The sequence below is a fragment of the Pseudomonas sp. Root401 genome (assembly GCF_001425105.1).
GTDB classification, from domain to species: domain Bacteria; phylum Pseudomonadota; class Gammaproteobacteria; order Pseudomonadales; family Pseudomonadaceae; genus Aquipseudomonas; species Aquipseudomonas brassicacearum.
On the sequence record NZ_LMDO01000057.1, the window covers coordinates 1 to 2,924 of the forward strand.

Annotated in this window: 1 protein-coding gene and 1 pseudogene; both read left to right on the top strand. The window is 62.0% G+C overall.

Annotated elements, in window-relative coordinates:
* Positions 1–817: phosphopantetheine-binding protein (locus ASC85_RS27285; RefSeq protein ID WP_156395720.1), on the top strand; the 817-nt coding region annotated here is incomplete at its 5' end.
* A gap of 524 nt (positions 818–1,341) precedes the next feature.
* Positions 1,342–2,924: pseudogene (locus ASC85_RS27290) on the top strand (condensation domain-containing protein); the annotation flags it as partial.

The following is a 2,924-nucleotide window of genomic DNA, read 5'->3' on the forward strand; positions in this document are numbered from 1 at the left end:
GCAACCGGTGCCGCTGGGCGTGCCGGGCGAAATCTACATCGGTGGTGCTGGGGTGGCGCGGGGTTATTTGAACCGCGACGACCTGACGGCTGAACGCTTCCTCAAGGACTCGTTCAGCACGGCTTCGAACGCACGCATGTACAAAACCGGCGACTTGGGCCGGTATCTGCCGGACGGCAACATCGAATACCTGGGCCGTAACGACGACCAGGTCAAGATCCGTGGTTTCCGCATCGAACTGGGGGAGATCGAAGCCAAGCTCGCCCAGGCCACAAACATCAAGGAAACCGTGGTCCTGGCCCGGGAAGACGTACCGGGTGACAAGCGCCTGGTGGCCTATTTCACCCAGCATTCGCCGGACGAAGCCGTAGACATCGAAACCCTGCGCATGCACCTGCAAGCGCAGTTGCCGGCCTATATGGTGCCCGCTGCATATATGCGCCTGGACGCCTTGCCACTGACGCCGAACGGCAAGCTCGACCGTAAGGCGCTACCGGCCCCCGACAGCAATGCGTACACCACGCGTCTGTATGAAACCCCCGTGGGTGACATGGAGGTCAAGCTTGCGGCGCTGTGGGCGGAGTTGCTCAAGGTCGAACGGGTGGGGCGGCATGACCACTTCTTCGAACTGGGTGGTCACTCGTTGCTCGCCGTGACGCTGATCGAACGCATGCGCAAGGACGGCATGGAGGCCGATATCCGTGTGCTGTTTGGCCAGCCCACCCTGGCCCAGGTGGCTGCGGCGGTGGGCCAGGTACGGCATATCGATGTACCGATGACGAAAATTCCCGCGCTCACGCGCAAACGCAGTATCTGAGTCGGCCGTTTCACCCGAGGGGTGAGTGCCCTGTCCCGGGCTTCCGGGCAGGGTGCTCGCCCTGAATCCTGCGCATCTGTATGTCCTGTCTGGCCGATGTCGGGGCTTGTCCCTGCTTCCCATGACAGACATCACCTACCGAATGCTCTAATTTTTTTTGGCCTGTAAGGCGGTGGTTCGCAAACCGCCGCCTTCGGTTGAACGTGACGATTATCCATCGCTTTGGCCCGTGCGCCGAGGTCGGCCCAACCGCCGTCCAGGCGCTGCGCCGTACCTGAAAAATACATTTTTATCGTCAACCACTCCGAACTAGAAAAGCAGGTTCTTCGATGCAATTCAGCGAATTGATGGCAGCTCTGTCCAAGCATCCGATCCGTCTGCAACAAGACGGCGACAACCTCGTGATCCTGGGCGACGACGAAGGAATGGACCACGCGCTGTGGGACCGCCTTGCCGTCCATAAGCAGGAGCTGCTCGACCTGGTGGAGAGAAATGGTGGCGACTGGCTGAGTCCGGCCTTCCGCATCACGCCGGACATGCTGCCCCTGGCTGACCTGACGCAGGAAGAGATCGACCGGATCGTCGACACGGTGCCCGGCGGCGCGGGTAATGTGCAGGATATCTACCCGCTGGCCCCGTTGCAGGAAGGTATTCTCTACCATCACCTGGCGGCGGAGCAGGGCGATCCTTATGTGTTGCAGTCCTTGTTCGGTGCCGATCGCAGGGCGCGCCTGGACGACTTTGCCCAGGCATTGCAGGGCGTGATCGATCGTCATGACATTCTGCGCAGCTCAGTGGTCTGGGAAGGGCTGGATGAGCCGGTACAAGTGGTCTGGCACGAGGCCACGCTGTCGTTGGAGGAAATCGTGCTTGACCCGGCCGCCGGCGATGCCGTGTGGCAACTACAACAGCGCTTCGACACCCGCCAGCATCGCTTGGATGTAGGGCAGGCGCCGCTGATGCGGCTGGTCTGTGCACAGGATCACGACAACGACCGTTGGGTGGCGATCCTGCTATTCCACCACATGGCCATAGACCATACGGCGCTGGAGTTGGTGCAGGATGAAATGCAGGCGTTCCTGCTTGGGCAGTCCCATCAATTGCCCGACCCCGTGCCTTATCGCAACTACGTGGCGCAGGTCCGCCTGGGGGTGGGCGGTGATTCCCATGAAGCGTTTTTCCGCGAAATGCTGGCCGATGTCGATGAGCCGACCTTGCCACTGGGTCTTGCCGAGGTGCCTGAAGGCCAGTCGGTGATCGAAGAAGCTCACGTGCCGATCGATGCTTCGCTGAGCCGTCGTTTACGGGCGCAGGCTCGCCAGTTAGGCGTCAGCGCCGCCAGCCTGCATCACTTGGCCTGGGCGCGGGTGGTGGGCGGTCTCTCGGGCACGCAGGACGTGGTGTTCGGCACGGTATTGATGGGGCGGATGCAAGGCGGTGACGGCGCCGACCGCGCGCTGGGCATGTTCATCAACACGTTGCCGCTGCGCGTGAAACTGGCCGGATACGGCGTGCGCGAAGGTGTAAAAAACACCCATGCGAGCCTGACGGCCCTGCTCGGTCACGAGCATGCTTCGTTGGCCTTGGCCCAGCGTTGCAGCGGCGTGCCTGCACCGGCTCCGCTGTTCGGTGCCTTGCTCAACTATCGGCATAGCAACACGGCCCACGCCCCTACGACCCAGACGCTAGAAGCATGGGCAGGTTTGCATGCACTGGGAGGCGCGGAGGGCACTAACTATCCGCTGACCTTATCGGTCGACGATCTGGGCGAAGGCTTCAGTCTCAGTGTGTTGGCCCTGGCCGGAATGGGCGCCCAACGCATCGGCGGGTATATGCGCCAAGCATTGGAGAACCTGGTCTGGATGCTTGAGCAGCAGCCGGACCTGCCCTTGCAACGCGTGTCGATCCTGCCGACCTCGGAACGTGAGCAATTGTTGGTGACGTTCAACGCCACCGAAGCCGACTACCCGCAGCAGCAGACGATCCATGGGTTGTTCGAAGACCAGGTCCAGCGTACGCCGGATGCCGTGGCGGTGATCCGGGGCGAGCAGCGCCTGAGCTATGGGGAACTGAACGAACGGGCCAACCGCTTGGCCCATTACCTGCG